Source organism: Phytohabitans flavus (assembly GCF_011764545.1).
Classification (GTDB): Bacteria; Actinomycetota; Actinomycetes; order Mycobacteriales; family Micromonosporaceae; genus Phytohabitans; species Phytohabitans flavus.
This window is the reverse complement of sequence record NZ_AP022870.1, coordinates 5,150,590-5,168,497: the sequence shown is the minus strand read 5'-3', so window position 1 is coordinate 5,168,497 and position 17,908 is coordinate 5,150,590. Positions and strand designations below refer to the sequence as shown.

12 protein-coding genes are annotated in these 17,908 nt (G+C 73.1%); 9 read left to right on the top strand and 3 right to left on the bottom strand.

The window, feature by feature from the left end; genetic code table 11:
• Window positions 1-1,451 precede the first annotated feature (1,451 nt).
• The 5 genes from Pflav_RS22500 to Pflav_RS22480 are packed head-to-tail and all read left to right on the top strand — an operon-like array spanning window position 1,452 to window position 9,721.
• Window positions 1,452-3,278, top strand: coding sequence for a phospholipase D-like domain-containing protein (locus Pflav_RS22500; RefSeq protein ID WP_173037976.1), 1,827 nt, complete (start codon window positions 1,452-1,454; stop codon window positions 3,276-3,278).
• Window positions 3,279-3,295: 17 nt separating this feature from the next.
• Entirely contained in the window at window positions 3,296-6,076 is a 2,781-nt protein-coding gene (locus Pflav_RS22495) for a DUF6603 domain-containing protein (RefSeq protein WP_173037974.1), read from the top strand.
• The gene (locus Pflav_RS22490; RefSeq protein ID WP_232071763.1) at window positions 5,995-6,453 is read left to right on the top strand and encodes a hypothetical protein; all 459 of its coding nucleotides are present in this window, start codon (window positions 5,995-5,997) and stop codon (window positions 6,451-6,453) included. The genes Pflav_RS22495 and Pflav_RS22490 overlap by 82 nt, the downstream gene beginning before the upstream one ends.
• Window positions 6,450-8,621 carry a hypothetical protein gene (locus Pflav_RS22485; RefSeq protein ID WP_173037970.1) on the top strand — a complete coding sequence of 724 codons (2,172 nt, stop codon included), beginning with the start codon at window positions 6,450-6,452 and terminating at the stop codon, window positions 8,619-8,621. Before Pflav_RS22490 ends, Pflav_RS22485 begins: the two co-directional genes overlap by 4 nt.
• A 29-nt stretch (window positions 8,622-8,650) precedes the next feature.
• Window positions 8,651-9,721: a hypothetical protein gene (locus Pflav_RS22480; protein ID WP_173037968.1), complete on the top strand. Its 1,071-nt coding sequence runs from the start codon at window positions 8,651-8,653 to the stop codon at window positions 9,719-9,721.
• Between the two features lie 31 nt (window positions 9,722-9,752).
• Here Pflav_RS22480 and Pflav_RS22475 read toward each other — a convergent pair whose 3' ends face one another.
• Window positions 9,753-9,962, bottom strand: a complete 210-nt coding sequence (locus Pflav_RS22475; protein WP_173037966.1) for a hypothetical protein — start codon at window positions 9,960-9,962, stop codon at window positions 9,753-9,755.
• Between the two features lie 336 nt (window positions 9,963-10,298).
• Here Pflav_RS22475 and Pflav_RS22470 point away from each other — a divergent pair, with 336 nt between their 5' ends.
• The 4 genes from Pflav_RS22470 to Pflav_RS22455 are packed head-to-tail and all read left to right on the top strand — an operon-like array spanning window position 10,299 to window position 16,066.
• Window positions 10,299-12,305, top strand: coding sequence for a hypothetical protein (locus Pflav_RS22470; protein ID WP_173037964.1), 2,007 nt, complete (start codon window positions 10,299-10,301; stop codon window positions 12,303-12,305).
• 14 nt (window positions 12,306-12,319) lie between these two features.
• A complete protein-coding gene (locus Pflav_RS22465; RefSeq protein ID WP_173037962.1) occupies window positions 12,320-14,440 on the top strand; it encodes a hypothetical protein in 2,121 nt (706 codons plus the stop codon).
• Between the two features lie 25 nt (window positions 14,441-14,465).
• Window positions 14,466-15,410 (top strand): hypothetical protein, encoded by a 945-nt coding sequence (locus tag Pflav_RS22460; RefSeq protein WP_173037960.1) that lies wholly within the window; start codon window positions 14,466-14,468, stop codon window positions 15,408-15,410.
• 5 nt (window positions 15,411-15,415) lie between these two features.
• Window positions 15,416-16,066 (top strand): hypothetical protein, encoded by a 651-nt coding sequence (locus tag Pflav_RS22455; RefSeq protein WP_173037958.1) that lies wholly within the window; start codon window positions 15,416-15,418, stop codon window positions 16,064-16,066.
• 263 nt (window positions 16,067-16,329) lie between these two features.
• On the opposite strand, the gene Pflav_RS22450 is transcribed toward Pflav_RS22455, so the two are convergent.
• A complete protein-coding gene (locus Pflav_RS22450; RefSeq protein WP_173037956.1) occupies window positions 16,330-16,902 on the bottom strand; it encodes a dihydrofolate reductase family protein in 573 nt (190 codons plus the stop codon).
• A 182-nt stretch (window positions 16,903-17,084) separates the two neighbouring features.
• Window positions 17,085-17,906: an HpcH/HpaI aldolase/citrate lyase family protein gene (locus Pflav_RS22445; protein ID WP_173037954.1), complete on the bottom strand. Its 822-nt coding sequence runs from the start codon at window positions 17,904-17,906 to the stop codon at window positions 17,085-17,087.
• Window positions 17,907-17,908 lie beyond the last annotated feature (2 nt).

Here is a 17,908-nt window from a genome sequence, read left to right as displayed (position 1 = left end):
TCCGGCGCCCTAAGGCGGGCGCGTGCCCCTGGTCGGAGCCGCCACCTTCATTCTGGACATCCCTCGACAATTTTTCTTCGAGGTTGGCCAGCACGACCGGGAGGAACGGCTTTCACGCAGGGGCGACCTCGTCCTCCATCGCCGGGTCCAGTGCGGCAAGGCTCGGTTGCTGATCTGTTGGGCCACGCCGGTTCCGGCCGGCTGCCCTCGGGCGCGAGCACTGTCGAGATCACGCTGGTCGGTCCAGGCCATGTGAGAGGCCGCCGAACGCGGCGGCCTACCGTGCGGGCCTGGTCCTCATCGCCGCCATCTGGCTCTCATGATCGATAGACACACCCCAGGGGCCGACCGGGCTCGCTGTGCCTGCGGCATGCATGATCAGGTCTGCGGCCCGTTGTCCAACGCTAGGTCGTACAGGCCTGGCTGAACCCTGCCCGAGGCCTGGTCGAGCACTTGCCCGGCCTGCCGCATCACTGTGTCCTCGGCCGGGTGCGGGGGCTCTCCCCGTACATGACCTTGGTGATCAAGGTGAAGGCACCCGGCTGCATCCGCGGGAGTTGCAGCAGGTGATCCTTGCCGACGAGGTGCGGCCGGCCCGGTCACCGGCGCGGCCGCCCTTGACGGTGCCAGCTCAGCTTCCCGCGGATGTCCTGGGGTTCACCGGCCGCGTGCGGTTGTTGGCGTCCGGATCCTCGATCCGGTTGTAGATGTAGACGTTGCCGTCGGTCCCGGTGGCGAAGACGAAGATGTAGTAGAACGTGTGCCAGTAGAACCCGACCGTCTGCGGTGGGCTCGTCCACGTCCCGCCGAGGCCCTACCAGCCGGTCAGGTGTCGCTGCCCGGCGCGGTCTGCCGGGTGATGTAGAGCGCGTTGTTGGAACCGAGCCCGAACAAATTCAGCCGATCCCATCGGTCCTTTGCCTCGGACCCTCTACTGTGGATGCAACAGCTGTTGACCAGGCGCCAGCCGGACCAGGAAGCGCCCGTCCTGGTGCTGGGCGACCAGGCGCGTCCGGTCGCCGCCACCCGCCGGGGCGGCCATCTGCTGCTCCCGGAACGAGGGTGGGGCGGCGGGGCAGGCCGGACACGTCGAAGGTGATTTCCGGCTCAGCCGTGTGGTGGACCTTCTGTCCGCAGCGTGGCGGACCGGCCCGCGCCTCGGTGCTGACGACTGGGGAGCCGGTTCACTCGTAGCCTCGCAGCATGTTGGTTGGCGAGTGGACTGTCCACGTGCGACACCGTTTCGGGTCGGCCCCCGGCCTGGACGGCATGCTGATCGGCGCGTGACCAGGCAATACTTGGCAGCCGAAAATGGTTGTCAGCCCGGCCAGTCAAAAAGGTGACGGAAACTCACGTCCGTCAGGTGCTAGCTTCTTGATCTCGATCTTGCGGGTTGACTGTGGACGGTCAGCTCGCCGAACCCTGGGTAGCAACTGGTTGGAGGTCCTGGCATGCCCAAGTTTCGGCCCTTCGACCCAGCTCTACACACGCGGCCGATCGAGCTTCTCTACGACGCCGACGAGTACTTTCCGGATCTGCTCGAGTCGATGAAAGGGCTGACCGCCCCCAAACTGTTCATCGCCGGCTGGTACATCTCGACCGGCATCGAACTGCGCAAGGGGCACCGCCTGGAGGACCTCATCGTCGAGGCGCTCAAGCAGCCGGAGTCCAGCTGCCACATCCTGTGGAACTCCAATGTGACCGGTCCCGCACCCCGCCTGTACGGGCAGGTGGAGGCGTTTTGGAAGCGGGTGGCGGCGCGCATCGGCGGTGAGACTGTGGCAGCACAGCGTCTCAAAATCATCATCGCCGTCAACCTTGAGTACGACCCCGGCTACTTCCTTCGGACGGCGAGCGGCGCCGGCCGCCTGATCCCCTTGGGCAGGCCGGACACCATCATCCCGCCGTCCCTGATGGACCGGATGCAGCGGTTCTGGGAGCGGCAGTTCACCTCGCCACCGCCCGGCGGCTACCGCAACCTCACGCAGTTCACGATGGGCTCGCACCATCAGAAGACGTTCATCGTGGCTGGCAAGCGCAACGGCGGGCAGACGCTGACCGGGTACTGCGGGATGGACCTGGCTGGGAGCGTGGCCGGCGGCGGCACGATGTGGCATGACGGCTGCCTGCGGGTCCGCAGCGACATGGCGCTCGGCCTGGTGGACAACTTCGTCGAGCGGTGGAACTTCGAGGTCGACCAACTGGCGAAGGTCGTCTCGTTCGGTGTATCCACATCGGACACGCTCGATGCGGACGACGTGTTCGTAAAGGAGAACCATCCGCAGGCGGCCGCCATCACCACCCGGCGCACGCTGCCGTACCGGGTGGAGGTGCAGGGGGCCACGTGGATCCCGATCCACATGGCTGCCCGCCACTGGCAGGCCGAGATCAAGACCAGCTACCTCGACCTGCTCGGCGACGCCGAACAGTGGCTTTACATCGAGAACCAGTACTTCCGCCATCCCGGGTTCGCCGAGGCTTTGGTCGAACAACTTTCGGACGAGGCGCAACTGCGGGTCACGATCGTGCTGCCGTCGTACTCGGAGGAGATCGGCACCCGGTCCGACCTGCCGGCGCTGCGCGACACCTACGCCGCGACCACCGACCCGGCGAAGCGGACCGCGATGCTGGACCAGGCGCGGCGCCTCGGCCTCAGCATCGACCCGTTCAACAAGGTGACGCTGCTCATGCAGAACAGGTGCCTGGCCGAGCTGGTGAAACACCCCCGGGTCCGGATCTGGATGCCGCGCCGCCGGGGCAAGCGGTCCGCCCGGCCGTACATCCACACGAAGCTGATGCTCGTCGACGACGAGGCGCTGTTCATCGGCTCGGCCAACATCAACGGGCGGTCGCTGGACGGATACGCCGACTCCGAGATCAACCTGCTGCTCACCGACGTCGCGGAGATCGCCCGCATCAAGGGGCGGATCAAGTGGCAGAACGAGCCGGAGGACGAGTCGGCGGCGAACTACCGGCGGTGGAGCGTCGCCGACCCTCGGCCCACCTACTACGCCCGCTACAACCTGGTCCGCTACACCGTCGCGCACTGGGAGATGGACCGCGCGTTCAGCACGTTCCCGATGGGCAGGGCGGCGATCCTGGACTACTGGGACGCGTTCACCAAGAAGACGTCGAAGCGGGTGGACACCTGGACGCCGGACACCAGCCGCGCCGAGCTCGAAACCTACCTGGACGGGCTGGACGAGATGCCGGGCTTCGACCTGGAGACGTTCGACTGGGGTGACTTTTTCGTCGAGCACACCACCCACCTTCTGTAGCGGACGGGGACACGACGATGAATGGCACCGACACTGTACGGCTGCTCACGCTCGAGCTGGCCCGGCTGCTCGACCCGGTCGGCCGGGCGCTGGCCACGCCGGCCGGCCTGGACGGGTTTCTGCGGACCTTCGGGTACCGGCTCGACGACGCCGAGTTGGCGCAGGTGTTCGCCGGGCTCGGCGCGACGCGCGACGTCCTGGCCGAGCTCGCCGACCTGGTGAGCGACCTGACCGCACTTCCCGAGAGCAGCGAGGACGACCTCGCGGCGGTCGTGGCGAAGGTACCCGCCGCGACCGCCGCCGTCCGCGACCTGCCGGCCGCCCTTGCCGTGCTGGCCGACCGGCTTACGCCCACGTTCACCGCCGAGGTGTTCGACCAGCTCGTCGCGACGTACCTGGTCAACCACCATGGCGCGATCCACGGCCTGAGTGTCCTCATCGGACTTGTCGACTACCGGCACGTGCCGGCCGGCGGCGGCGACCCGGACGCGCGGGACATCGACTACCGGCGGGCGGAGGTGCGGTGGGACCGGCTGGCCGGCATGCTCGGCGACCCGGTGGGCCCGCTGCGCGACGGGTACGGGTGGGCGACGGCTGCTTTCGGCGCCAACCTGCTACTGGTGCGTGCCCAGTCGGTGGCCCTCGCGGCCGGCGTGCCTGCGGACGTGACCGATGTGGACAGTGCTGTGCTGCCGGTACTGTGGCCGGCGGGTGCGCCGACCGACCCGCCGATGGCGCTGCGCGTACCCGTGTGGTGGGACAACGACACCGACGACCCGGCGGTCGACGCGTGGGCCGAGGCTGGCCTGATCCTGGCCCAGGCCGGCCCGACCGCGCTGGCCGCCGCGGACAGTGGCCTGGCCCTGCAGCCCTACGCCGAGGGCGGCGTCGCGGCAACCGTCCCCCTGTCCGACCGTGTCGACCTGGAGGTCGTCGGCGTCGCGCAGCTCGCCGGTGGCCCGGTGTTCTTGGTGCGTCCCGGCTCGTTCGCGCTCACCGGGACCGGCCCGGTACCCGGCGAGGACACCAGGGTGGGGCTGCGCCTGCGACGCAAGCCGGGCCCGGACGAGGACGCCGTCACGCTCGTCTCGGCCGGCCTCGTGTCGGTGACCGCGTCGAGCGTGTTCCTGGAGCTGATCGGCACGCCGGACGGGGTCGAGGTGGCCGCCGGCATCGAGGGCGGCTCGCTGGCGGTGGGTGGGGCGGGCGGTGACGGCTTCCTCGCCGAGATACTCCCGCCCGAGGGCTGGCGGGTCCCCTTCGACCTGGCGCTGAGCTGGTCCTCCGAGACCGGGCTGCACGTGCGGGGCGGGGCCGGGCTGGACGCCACGATGCCGGTCGGCGCGACGCCGGGCCCGGTCACCTTCAAGTCCGTCCACTTCGGACTCGTCCCGGACGGCGGAGCGATCCATGCCTCGGTCAGCGCCTCCGTGGCGGTGACGCTCGGCCCGTTCTCGGTCTCTGTGGACCGCATGGGCGCGCGCCTGGACCTGGACTTCCCACCCGAGGGTGGCAACCTGGGCCCGGCCCGGCTCGCGCTCGGCCCGCAGCCGCCGGAAGGTATCGGCCTCGCCATCGACCTACCCGCGGTCCGCGGCGGCGGCTTCCTGTCGCTCGACCCGGTAGCCGGCCGGTACTCGGGCGTGTTCGAGCTGACCATCGTGGAGACCGTCGCGGTCAAGGCGATCGGCATCATCAACACCAAGCGCCCCGACGGCGGTCCAGGCTTCGCGCTGCTGCTGGTCATCACCGCCGCCGGGTTCACACCCATCCCGCTGGGCATGGGCTTCACCCTTACCGGGATCGGCGGCCTCGTCGCGCTCAACCGCACGATCGACGCCGACGCGATCCGCGCCGGGCTGAGCGGCGGTGTGCTGGACTCGCTGCTGTTCGCCGACGACCCGGTGCGGAACGCGGATCGGATCGTCGACACCCTCGACCGGTTCTTTCCACAGGCGCCCGACCGGCTGCTGGTCGGCCCGCTCGCGGAGATCTCCTGGGGCAGCCCACCGATCGTGAAGATCCGGTTGGCGCTGCTGCTGGAACTGCCGCAGCCGATCCGGGCGGTCCTGCTCGCCGCGATCTCCGTAGTCCTGCCCGACGCCCACAAGCCCGTCGTCGAGCTGTACGTCGACGCGATCGGCAGCCTCGACCTGACCCGCCGCGAACTGGCCCTCGACGCCGCCCTGCACCACTCGCGGCTGGCCTCGTTCGCCCTGTCCGGCGAGATGGCAGTACGCCTCAACTTCGGCGACGAGCCCACGTTCCTGGTCTCGATCGGCGGCTTCCACCCCCGGTTCGAGCCGCCGGCCGGACTGCGCCGCCTGGAACGGCTCACGATCAGCCTCTCTGGCAGCGACAACCCGCGGATCCGCTTCGAGAGCTACCTCGCGTTGACCGCCAACACCATCCAGATGGGGGCGCGGGTGAGCCTGCGCGCCGAGGCGGGCGGGTTCGGCCTCGACGGCGGCGGTGCCTTCGACGCGCTGATGCGGTGGGCGCCGTTCGGCGTCGACCTGAGCTTCCTGGCCTGGGTACGGGTATTCGGGCCGACAGGGACGCTGGTGGCCGCGCGGCTCGCGGTGGACGTGACCGGCCCGCAGCCGTGGCGGGTCGCCGGGGTGCTGACCGTGCAGGTGCTGTGGTTCAGCGTCGACGTCAGCGTCAACCTCACGGTCGGTACACCCGGCCCACCCCCGCGCTGGAACGGGTGGACGTGGCCGGCCTGGTGTGGCAGGAGATCTGCCGCCCGGCGAGCTGGTCCGCCGCGTTGCCGCCCCGGGTGCCGGCGGGCGTGACGCTCGCCGCGCACGACGACCTCGTGGTGCACCCGCTGGCCGTGGTCTCCGTACGGCAGAAGGTGGTGCCGCTGGCCACGGCGGTCAGCCGGGTCGGCGCACTGCTGCCCAAGGGCGGCACGAAGCGCTACCACGTCGACGTCGAGACCGGCCCCGGCGTGGCGGTGGAGCCGCTGACCGCGCACTTCGCGCCGGCGCAGTTCACGGAGCTGAGCGCGGACCAGAAGCTCAGCGCGCCGAGCTTCGCGTCACTGCCAGCCGGGGTTTCGCTGGCTCCGGCGACCGCGGTCGAGGCGCCGTTCGACCGGGCGGTACGTAGCGACGTGGTGATGGAGACGCTGAACATCGTGGATCTTGAAACGGGGGTACGCGCGTGAGTGGGGTGGTCAGGACCTTCCTGCCCTGGTATCGCGCCGGCTTCGCCGCGGCGCTCACCGAGCGGCCGGTCGCGGGTGCGGCGCGGGCGGCGGTGCCGGCGACGGTACGGCTGCGCGGGGAGCCGGCACTGGGGAGCCTGGAGGTGCCGGTATCGGTCGCCGGGCCCGGCGATGTGATCGGCCTGGACGCGCGGGAGGTGCTGCGGACCGAGCCGTTCGACGGCTGCCCCGACTTCGAGCCGTCTTACTTCCCGTACGTGGAGCTGGCGAGCCCGGACCTGCCGTGGCGGTTCACCCCGTTCCCGCCGCAGGGGCAGGCGCTGCCCGATCCGGAGCACCCGGGCACGCCCCGGCAGCAGCGGCGGCTGCAGCCCTGGCTGGCGCTCGTGGTCGTGCCCGCCAGCCGCGCGACCCTGCGGGCCGCCGCCGGGGACGGGCTGCCCGTGCTGCGGTGCCCGGCCGCGGAACTGCCCACCCCGGAGCAGCTGTGGGCCTGGGCGCACGTGCAGGTGACCCACGATCCGGCCGAACCCGTCGAGGCGGCGGCCGGCGACCCGGCGCGTACCCTGTCCCGGCTGGTCTGCCCGCGCCGGCTCGAGGCCGGCGTGCGGTACCTGGCCTGCCTGACGCCTACCTTCGCCGCCGGCCGGGTCGCCGGCGTCGGCGGCGACGCGGGCGCGGACCCGCTCGCGCCGGCCTGGGGCGGCACCGGCTCGGTCGAGCTGCCGGTGTACTACTCCTGGAGCTTCCAGACCGGCGCCGAAGGCAGCTTCGAGGCGCTGGTCCGCCGGCTGCGGCCGCGGCCGGCGCCGGCCTCGCTGGCCGGGCGGGAGATCGGTGTCGGCGCGCCGGGCTGGGGCGCGGCCGCGGACGACCCCGACGCGACCACGCTCATGCAGGGGGCGCTACGCCCGATCGGGACGGCCGAGCCGCCGGCCGGCGACGGCGGGCTCGCCGGCTCGCTGCGGACGGCGGTCAGCCGGTCCGGGTCCGGCGTCGAGCTGCGCCCGCCGCTCTACGGTCAGGACTACCAGGGCGGGATCGCAGCGCTGGCACCGGACAGCGCGGGCTGGCTCACCGAGCTCAACACCGACCCGCGCCGGCGTACCGCCGCCGGGCTGGCCTCCTGGGCGGTCGCGGTGCACCAGGAGGAGCTGGCCGACCGGGCCTGGCGGCAGCTACGCGACGCCGGCCTCGGCGCGCCCGGCCGGGCCGACCCGGAGCTGGCCGACCTGGTCACCGGCGCGGTCGCCGGGCGGCACGGCGGCGGAGCCGCGCTCACCCGCGCCGAACTCGCGGGCGTGGCGGCTTCCGCCCGGGCGGCGGCCGCGGCGGCGCCGGAGCGGCTGTTCGCGCCCCGGTTCGACGAGCCGGCGTACACGCTGCTGCGGGCCGTGGCCGAGGAGTGGCTGCTGCCAGCCGCCGGCGACCTGCCCGACGACACCGTCCTACTTGTACGGACGAACACCGCGTTCGTGGAGAGCTTCCTGGTCGGCCTCAACCACGCCCTGGCCCGGGAGCTGGTCTGGCGCCGGTTTCCGCTCGACCAGACCGCCACGTTCTTCAGCCGGTTCTGGGCCGGCGGGTCGGACCTCACCGCGGTACCGCCGATCGCGAGCTGGGACGCCGATGACGAGCTGGGCGGCCACGGCTCCGGCGCGGACCACCTGGTTCTGCTGGTGAAGGGCGCGCTGCTACGGCGGTTCCCCACCGCGGCCCTGTACCTGTCACGCGCCCGGGGCGACGGCGGCGAGGAGCGGCTGATGCCGTACCTGTCGGGCGCTATCGGCACCGGCAGCACGTTCCTCGGCTTCGCCCTCACCCCGGAACAGGCGGCCATCCCCGGCCAGGCATGGCACGTCGTAGTGGAGGAGGCGGCGGCGCACGCCCGCTTCGGCTGCGACGACCCGCCACCGGAGGGGCCCGCCCCGCTGCACCACTGGAGCGACCTCGATTGGTCCCACCCGCACCTGGCCGGCCAGCTGCACATGCCGGTGCCCGGGCCGCTCGCCGGCCTGGCCCGGACGCTCGCGCCGGGTGCGGCGAGCGCCGTCTGGGCGCTGGACTCCGCGAACGTCGCGGTCATCGTCCAGCAGCCCGCCTTCCGGGTACGCCTGCCCATCGCGCTGTGGCTCGAACCGCAGCTCTCGTCGACCGCACAGGATTGAGGGATCGCGTGTTCGCATACCTACGTGCCATGATCGACCAGCGGATGGCGGCCGCGCAGCAGAGCCTCAACCAGGCCATCGCCACGCGGGACGGGCTGCGGGCCGAGGTCACCCGGCTCGCCGCCCTCGTCCCGCCGCTGGAGAGCGCGCACAGCCAGGCCATCTCCGGCGCGGTGTCGGCCACCGTCGCCCTCAACGCCGCTCAGCAGGTGCTGGGCCAGCGGACCGCCGAGCGGGACGCGACGATACCGCCACGCGACGCGGCGTACGAGGCGGTGGTCGAGCACGGCGGCAACGAACCGCCGCGGGAGACGCAAACCGGCAAGCCGAACCCAGCCTGGGCCCGATGGAAGAACCAGATGGACGACCTGCAGGCCGTCCTCGCGGCGAAGCAGGCGGTCCTCGACGCGGCCAACACCGCGCTCAACAACGCCCGGGCCGCCCGGGATACCGCCGCGGGCAACCTCAACGCCGCCAACGCCGCGGTACAGCAGGCCAAATCGCGGGTGGACGAGGCGAAGGCCAACGTGGTCACCGCGCAGCAGCGCGCCGACGCCTCGGAGGGTGGGATCACTGCCGCGCGCCTGGTCGTCGAGGGGATCATGGCGGAATACGCGGCCCTGGACGCCCGCGCCGCCCGCCTGGTGGCCGAGCCGCTGGATACGGCGGTCCTGCGCCCCGCGGCCGAGGCGGAGCTCGCCGACCTGCTCGCCACCCGCCGGCGCCGGTTCAACCTGCGCGTCCAGTTGGGCGCGCACCTGACGACCAAGGGCACGCTGCTGGCCGCGCAGGACTTGGCGGTCGACGAGGTCGAGCTGATCCGCCGGGAGATGGCGGAGTGGCAGTACGCGGCGGGCTGGCCGGCGACCGCCGCCATCCGCGCCGTCCTGGAGACCGTCGTGACCGAGTCGCGGCAGCAGCGCACGCGACCGGTGAGCGAACGCACCGACAACCTCGACAACGCCCGCAACCATCTGACCAACCAGCTGGCCGCCCTGCGAGCCGTGCTGGTCCAGGCCACGGCTGTGCGCGACACCCGCCAGGCGATCCTCAACGGGCTGGCCCAGCAGATCGCCGAACACCAGGAGGTCGGCGTCTGATGCGCCCCCAGGACTACGAGGGCGGCCCCTCTCAAGCCGAGATCGAAGCTTTCCAGCGCGCGCTCGCGGAGTGGGAGGCCCGCCGCGACGACCTCGCCACCCAGCACGCCGCCGCGTCGGCCAACCTCGTCGCGGCCCAGTCCCAGGTCGCGACGCTCGCCGAGTGGGTACGCCGCTTGGAGGTAGTGGTCAACGGCGTCGCACCTCGGGCGCAGGCGTACAGCTCGGTGCGGTACAGCATGGACGCCACGTCCGCCCAGATCGACGAGGCGACCGGGCTGCTGGCCGACTACACCGAGTCCCGCGCGACCGCGGCCGCCCGGCTCATCGGCGGTCACCGCTCCGCGACCCCGCTGGTACTGCTGCCGCTGCGGCTGGAGACGAAGTGGGCCGGCGGCACCCTGCACGTGCGCATCTACCCCGACGCGCTCTCGGTCGACGCGCACGACCCGACCCTGACCGCCGACGAGAGCACCTGGGGCGCGCACTACTGGGCCGTACGCGCCGGCACGCTGACCGCGGACGCCGACCAGACATGGGAGCAGCTGGTAGGCCGCTTCGGCCCGCAGCGCGCCGCGTGGATCGTCCAGGCCGCCAAGCCCGGACGGCCCTCCCCGGGGCGCGGACCAACCCCTGGCCGGCTCCGCCCCGGGCCAAGCTGCTGCCGGACCGGTTCGCGGTCATCGCCCTGTCCGGGCGGGAGCCGGTCAACCTCGCCCCCGCCGGCGGGCCGGCGCGATACGTCATATGGACCGAGAACGTCACCGGCGCTCCCGAGTGCGGCGGCTTCGACCCGTCGGCGCCCGGGTCGGCATGGCTTGGCGACCTCAACGCCGCCCGCGCCGCCGGCCTGGCGGTCAGCCTCGCGGTGCCGCCCGGCGCCCCGCCGATCGAGCAGCTCGTCGTCGTGGGTGTCCGGACCGGCGACGCCGCCGGGCCGCTCGCCGAGCTGCTGCGCGGCCAGGCGTTCAGTGCCGGGGTCGAGGTGCTGGCCGACGGCACACCGACGAACAACAGCGGCGGCGTGCGGGCCGCCTTCAGCCCGGAACGGCAGCGGCAGATCGCGGGGGTACTGCGTGACGCGGCCGCCGTGGAGCCGCCGGCGCCGGCGGCCGGTACCGGTGGCGCGCAGGTCGCCGGCCTGCTCGGCCTGCCCGCTGCCGCGCTCGCCGCGCTGTCTGGCGGGGCGGCGCCGCGCGCGGGTGGCGTGGACGCGGCCCGGCTGCTCGCCGGACTGGCCCTCTCGGGCACCGCCACCGGGGGCGCCCGCGCGGCGACCCAGACCGCCTGGCGGCTGTTGCACCCGGGTGGCCCGGCGCCGGCGCTGCGGGTCGGCCGCCAGCCGTACGGCGTGCTGCCGGCGACCGCGCCGTCCCGGTGGGTGGCACGTACCGGCGAGAACGGGGCCGGCGTCGCGGCGTGGATGCGCGCCTGGGGAGCCGCCGTGGGCCCGGTTACCGCCACCGACCCCGCCGCGCCGCCGGCACCGCGCGGCGGCACCGGCGACCCGCGCCAGATCACCGGCACCGACCTCACACCGCTCCTGGAAGCCGCTTCCCCGGTACGGTGGGCGGCCGCCGGCGCCGGGTACACCGGGCTCGACGGCCTCGTCGGCACCGCCGACGGCCCGCACTCGGCGGCGGTCTACCTACCCCTGGTGGCCGGCACGGCGCAGGCGGCCCTGACCGGGATCGGCGGGCAGCTGCCGGACACCCTGCTCGCGAAGGTCGCTGTGGCGGCCAAGCGTGCCGCGGCGGCGTCCGAGCTGTCCAGTGTGGACAACGCCCTGCGGCTGCTCGCCGGGGCGACCCGCGATGACCTCGCCCGGCTTTTCGGTGAGTTCCTCGACGCGGCCGCGCACCGGTTCGACGCCTGGGCCACCGGTGCCGCCACCGAGCGGCTGCTCGCCCAGCGCCAGCAGCCGTCCACCCCGGTCGTCGTCGGCGCGTACGGGTGGCTCACCGACGTGGCGCCCCGGACCGCGCCGCGCAGCACCGGCCACGTGCACGCGCCCTCACTCGGGCACGCGGCCACCGCGGCGGTGCTCCGCTCGGCGTACCTCGCCCAGCGGGCCGCCCAGTCCACCACGCGGTCGATGGCCGTCGACCTCTCCTCCAGCCGGGTACGGGCCGCGCAGTGGGTGCTCGACGCGGTCCGCGCCGGCCAGCCGCTGGCCGCGGTGTTCGGGTACCTGTTCGAACGGGACCTCGCCGACGCCGGCCTCCAGGCCTACCTGGGCGCGTTCCGCAAGCTGACCCGGTTCCGCGCCGGTACCGCGCTGGAGCAGTGGGAGGAGGCGCGCCGTGCCCGGCAGGCCGACCTGCGCGCGGCGCAGGCCCGGCTGGCCGAGCTCCAGCAGTCCGCGGCGGCCCTCGCGACCACCGTGACGGAGAGACAGGAGCAGGTCCGGGTCGCCGGCGAGCGGTCCGCCCGGGCCGAGGCCGCGGCCGCACCGTACGCCGGCATGCCCGCCGAGGCGTCCACACTGGACACCGCTATCCCGCGGCTGCAGGGCGAGCTCGCAGCGATCGACGCGCGGCGCCCGGCCGCCCGGCGGTCCTACTACACAATCCAGGTCCCCTGAGGGAGGCGGCGTCGATGCGCAGCTACAACACGTACGTGGTCGAGCCCGAGGGAACCGACGCGCTACTGGCCTGGACCCAGGAGCGGGCGGCCAAGGCGGCCGAACTGCGCGCGGCACAGGACCGGCGGGCACACCTCACCGGCGTGCTCAGCCGCGACCCCGCCGCCGCGGCGCTCGCGGAGCGGACCGAGGCGGCCCGGGCGCTCGCCCAGGCACAGGCGGCCGCCACGACCGCGCAGCAGGCCGCCGACGGCGCGGCTACGGCCGCCGCCCGGTACGCCGCCAACGAGGTGGTCGCCGCGCAGGCGGCACTCGACGGCGCCACCCGGGCGCTGAGCGACGCGCTCGGCGAGCTGCTGGCCGACGCTTCCACCTCGACGATGCTGACCGCCACTGTGGACGGTCTGGCCCTGCGCGAGCGGTACCTCACCGCCACGTCCGCCGCTACCCCGGTCTGGGACCACACGACGGTGCCGTTCCCGGCCACGCCCGGCGACATCCTGGACCCCGAGCTGGCGCTGCCGGTCGTGTCCACAGAGGAGTTCGGCCGCTTGCGGAGCGTCCTGGACCGGCTGGAGGAACGGGTCGATGCGGTCGCTGACCTCGTCGCCGCCGAGGGCGTGCACCAGCTCGTGCAGGGCAACGCGGTACGGGCCGGCGCCTCGCTCGCAGTCGCCGCCGAGGGCCGGGTGCCCGACGAGTTCGAGGTGATCCGCACGCCTCGGCCGGGCCACGACGCCGTCCACCGAGTACTGTCCATATGGGATCCGGCGCGGACACCGACCTGGACCGCGTTCCCCGGGCTCGCCGCCCAGCTCGACCCGCTGACCGCCGCCTGGGCCAGCCGGCTGCTGCCCGACCCGGAGACGGTGAGGGTGCGGCTGCGCCTGGTGGATGCCGACGGGGCCGACGTCGCCGAGCCGCTGACCACCTACGTCGCCGCGCTCGACCTCGACCCGCTGGACTGGGTACGCGCCGCCGCCAGCAGCGCCGAGCTGCACACCCGCCTCGACCGGCTGGCCCGCGCCCACTGGGCGGCGGCCGGGCCGGTACCAGCCGGCCGGCTCGTCGTCCAAGACCCGCCGCCGGGCCCGGAGCCCACGCTCAGCGACCTGCTCGTCGCCGCCACCGCACTCGGGCGGCTGATCGCGGCGTCCCGGGCGCTGGCCGCCGACGACCTGAGACACCCGGCCAGCGCCACCGCGGAACCACCCGCGCCGGACGCGGTCGGCGCGCTCGTCGACCGGGTACTCGCCGCCGAAACCTGGGTGGCCGACCTGGTCACCAGCCTGGACCAGCCGGCCCGGGAGGCGCGGCTGCTCACCGCGCGGCTGCTGGAGGCGGCGGCGCTCGGCGTCCCAGAGGCGCTGCCGCCCACCGACCCGGCCAGCGCCCGCGACATGCCCCTGCTCCGGGAGCTCGCCGCCGCGGCGGCGGCCGGGCTGCGACCACGGCTCGCCGCGATCCCGTTCCAGAACGACCCGGCCGACCCCGCCGGCACCCTGGCCCGCGCCCGGGCCCGGGCCGAGGAGCTGTGCGGACAGCGGATCCCGGTACTCGTCCCGATCGCCGCGCCGGCCGGCGGGCTCCGCGACGACCTGGGCCAATGGCCGTCGCGGCTGCAGGGAGCCGCGCCCGCCGCGGTGCGGGCGTGGCTGGCCGACCACGCGTTGGTACGCCCCGCGGTCCGCGCCCTGCTGACCGTCCACGACCTGGCCGAGACGCTGGGCACCGGAGAGGAGCTCGACCCCCGCGTCGCTCAGCTCCCGCACGCCGACCCGGGCATCTGGATCGGCGGCGCGGCGACACCGAGCGTCGGCGCGGTCGGCTTCGTGGTCCAGTCCGGATACGGCACGCAGCTGCCCAATCGGGTCGCCGGGCTGATGGTGGACAGCTGGAACCAGGCGGTGCCGGCCGCCGCGCACGACAGCGCGGTCGCCTTCCACTACGACCAGCCGGACGCATCGCCCCCGCAGGCCATCCTGGTCGCCGTCCATCCCGACCCGCAAGCTCCGACGTGGGACCTCGACACGCTCGTGGAGGTACTCACATCCACCTTGGCCATGGCCCGGGACCGCGCCACGCCGGCGGAACGCCGGCCGGGCATCGAGATCGTCGTCGGCGGCACCCCGTGAGGCGCCCCGGGAAGGGACAACAGCCGTGCGCTTGACCCCCGAATCCGTCGCGGTGACGCCGGACGACCAGCGCGACTCGCTCGCCGCCCCGGCCCGCGATCCACTGTGGATGCTCGCCCGGCAGTGGCAGACCCGCGAGTTCGTGGCCGACGACGCCGGCACCCCCGTCCAGGTCACCATCGCCCACGAGACCGCGTCGCTGCGACCCGCCGGCGGCCAGGCCCCGCTCGCCGCGGTGGAGCCCGCGGTGGAGCCGGAACCCCTGCCGACCGTCGAGGAACTCGGCTACCTGCCGCTGGCCGAACTCGGTGTCGACTTTGGACGACGCCTGCGCGACGAGGCCGTAACGGCCGCCCGGACCGTGCTCAACGACGCGTTCCCATTCGAGCCCGCCGACGCCGGTCCGAAGCTGAGCCTGTACCTGCGGCGGATCCCCGACCCCCGCCAGCTCTACCGGTTCCTGCTCCCTCACCTCGGCGCCGCCGGAGACACGGGCAGCCTCCCCGCCATCGCCGGGCTCGACGTTGGACTGCGGCCCGGCGTCGAGCGGGCCTGCCGGGCTTGGCTGCGCTGGCTGCGGACCCGGGTGCGCCCCGCGGCCGGCGCGGGCGCACCGGCGGCGTGGGACGGCCAGCGGCTGGAGTACCGCTTCCGGCTCTCCGCCCCGCTGTCACGCGGCCCGGTGGAGCTGGTCGCCGACGAGTACCACGGCGGTGGCGTCGACTGGTACACCTTCGACAGCGGCCCCGCGCCCACCGGGACCCTCACAGGCGGCACGCCGGTGACGGTCCGGCCTGCCCCGGTCAGCTACCCGGGCATGCCCCGGCCCCGGTTCTGGGAACTGGAGGACGGCGACGTCAACCTCGACGCGTTGCGCGCCACCGACCCGGCCGGTGCCGCCCTGGCCTCCTTCGCCCAGCTGTACAGCAACGACTGGTTCATGGTCCCGCTCAGCGTCGCCCCGGGCTGACCGCGGTGACCACGCTGCGGGTGGTGGACACGTTCGGCACGGTGACCGATGTTCCGGCAGCCGCCGTCGCCGACGGAGGCGCCGGCCCGTGGCGGCTGTGGGAACTGACCGGCAGCGGCGCCGGGCTGCGGCTGCTCGTGCCACCGAACCCGCGACCGCTGGAGGGCGAGGCGATCGAGGACACGCTCGTCGTCCGCGACGAACTCGCCAACCTCGCCTGGGTGGTAGAGCTGGCGACCGTAGACCGGGACGGCGAGCACGTCGACCGCTACCAGCGCTACCTGCGACTGCGCCCGCCCGGAGAACCGGCCTTCGACCCCACCCGCGTCGACCGGGTCGACTACCGGCTCGGCACCCCGCTGCCCGACTACTGGTACCCACTGGTCAGCACCACCGGGCCCGACGACCGCGCACTACTGGCCCGGGCGACCGCACCGGAGGGTGCCACCGGCGTCAGCGACGCCGGTGTACGCGGCACGCTGGTGCCGCAAACCGCCCAGATCGCCGACGAGGAGGTACCCCGCGAGGCCACCCGGCTGGTAAGACGCCACCGCCTGCTAGCCACCGCCACCGGCGTCACGGTCTGGCAGGCCAGGACGAAGGCGCCCGGCAGCGGCGAGGCCTCCTCCGGCCTGCGCTTCGACATCCTGCGCTGACGCCTCAGTAATCCGCTCGGCATCGGACACCGCGTTCGCCGTCCGGCGGACTCCTCCATGATCCGGCAGTTGTCCGTCCTGGCGGGTCGCGTTCTTCGCGTAGAACTCGCCGAGCTGGGGGTGTGTGCCAGGTCGCGTTGGAGTTTGGTCGCGGCGTGCGGCGAGCTGTGTCGCCTGGAGGGTGAGGGTTTGCAGGCGTTCGCGGCTTAGTTGTGTGGGGATGCGGGGCCGGCCTCAGAACAGGCCGACCCCGGCGGGGCTGGTCAGCGGACGACGTCGTAGACCAGCTTCTGTACTCCGTTGGCGTAGGACTCGCTCTCGGTGAGCTTGAGGTTCTGCTTGTCCTTGTCGGTGTCGCTGAACAGGCGCTTGCCCGCGCCGAGCAGGACCGGGTAGACCAGCAGGTGGTAGCGGTCGATCAGGCGAGCGTCGGACAGGTCGCGGTTCAGGGTGGCGCTGGCGTGGATGATGATCGGCCCGCCCTCGGTCTGCTTGAGCGCGGCGACGTCGTCAAGCGAACGGAGGATACTGATCTCGCCCCAGTTGGACACCAGGTCCTTCTCCTGCAGCGTGGTCGACACGACGTACTTCGGCATCGCGTTGTAGCCAGGGAACTCGCTCATACCCGGCCATACCGGCGAGAACAGCTCGTAGGAGACTCGGCCCATCAACACAGCTGCGGCCTCATCCTGCTCGCGGCCCTTGATCCCGTATACGGCCTCGTCGAACTCGATGTCCTTAAACGTCCAGCCCGTGTTGCGGTAGCCGGGCTCTTCGCCGGCCCCCTCGATGACGCCGTCGAGTGAGACGAACGCGGTGGCGATCAGGGTACGCATGGTTACTCCATATGTTGGTTCTGAGGTGCTGTCGTCATTCCCGACGGACGGGAGCGGCCGAATTCGACACGTCGCGCCGAAAAGTTCTGACGCGCCGATCTGCCCTGCGCAACACAACATGGACCAGCCCGGAGGCGGCGCGAGAGCCGCCACGCGAGCGCATTCGGCCGCCTTGGCCGAGGTCAGCGGCCAGTCAGTTCACGGGCTTGGCGCACCGTCGCCGCATCTACCATGGTTCCGTCTGTGTCGCGGAACGCGCCGTTGCCGGTGGCCTGCTGCCGTTCGAAGCGGTCGAGCAGTGCGTGGGCGTCGGCGAGCCGAGCCGGGTCGACGCTGAAAATCTCGTTGGCGACGGCGACCTGGGTCGGGTGTATGCAGGCGCGGCTGCGGAACCCGAGGTCGCGGAGGTGGCGGCTGGAGGCGGCGAAGCTGTCCGGGTCGGTGATCCGGGTGGAGACCGGGGCGACGCATTCCAGGCGGTGCGCGGCTGCGTGCGCGATCGTCAGTCCGCGTGCCCAGTCGAGCAGGTGGTCGCCGGTGTCGGGCGGCATGCCGAGGTCGGCCCGGAGGTCGACCTCGCCGAGTTGGAGGCATCGCACGGCCGGGTGGGCTGCTAGTTCCGCGATCGCGACGAGGCCGGTGGCGCTTTCGACGAGGAGGCCGAGGGCGGCGCCGGACTCGGCCGCGATGGCGGCGATCGCGTCGAGGTCGGCGCCGACGGTGGCTTTGGGTAGCCAGATTCCGTCGACGTTCCCGGTGGCGAGAACGGTGGCGGCGTCGTCTCGTCCGCGGGCTCCCTCGTTGACTCGTACCCAGAGCTCGAAGCTGGCGTGCGGTGGGCGGGTGGCGGCGAAGTCGGCGGCGGCCGACCTGGCGGTGTCTTTGTTGGCCGGGGCGACCGCGTCTTCGAGGTCGAGGATCAGCGCGTCGGCTGACGACCGTGCTGCGCTGCGCAGGAAGCGCGGCTGGTCGGCGGGGACGTAGAGGTGGGAACGGGGGTTCACCG

Coding starts and splice junctions, on each gene's coding strand:
- Pflav_RS22500 (WP_173037976.1), top strand. CDS start 1,452: ATGCCCAAGTTTCGGCCCTTCGACCCAGCTCTACACACGCGGCCGATC.
- Pflav_RS22495 (WP_173037974.1), top strand. CDS start 3,296: ATGAATGGCACCGACACTGTACGGCTGCTCACGCTCGAGCTGGCCCGG.
- Pflav_RS22480 (WP_173037968.1), top strand. CDS start 8,651: ATGATCGACCAGCGGATGGCGGCCGCGCAGCAGAGCCTCAACCAGGCC.
- Pflav_RS22475 (WP_173037966.1), bottom strand. CDS start 9,962: ATGCTGTACCGCACCGAGCTGTACGCCTGCGCCCGAGGTGCGACGCCG.
- Pflav_RS22465 (WP_173037962.1), top strand. CDS start 12,320: ATGCGCAGCTACAACACGTACGTGGTCGAGCCCGAGGGAACCGACGCG.
- Pflav_RS22450 (WP_173037956.1), bottom strand. CDS start 16,902: ATGCGTACCCTGATCGCCACCGCGTTCGTCTCACTCGACGGCGTCATC.